This window comes from Mesorhizobium sp. WSM4808, assembly GCF_055811675.1.
The window spans coordinates 1-229 of sequence record NZ_JBVVQX010000096.1 but is presented as its reverse complement, the minus strand read 5'-3'; the positions used below and the strand labels follow the sequence as shown (position 1 = coordinate 229).

Genomic DNA, 229 nt, shown 5'->3' with positions numbered 1-229 from the left:
GGATCAGGTGCGGGGGGGGATAAAATAAAAAAAGAAAAAAAAACCCAAACCCCCAAAAAAAAAAAAAAACAAAAAAAAAAAAATAATTTTAGAAAGAAAAAAAACCAACACACACACACCCACAAAAAAAAAAAAAAAAAAAAAAAAAACACCCAGACAAAAAAAAAACAACCCAAAACAAAAAAAAAAAAAAGAAGGGTGTTTAGGTGTAGGGAATTAATTAAAAATA

Annotated in this window: 1 protein-coding gene; it reads left to right on the top strand. The window is 26.2% G+C overall.

Annotated features, from left to right (window positions below):
• A partial coding sequence (locus AC0L2U_RS34825) for a hypothetical protein (protein WP_473603720.1) occupies window positions 1-229 on the top strand: 229 nt, incomplete at both ends.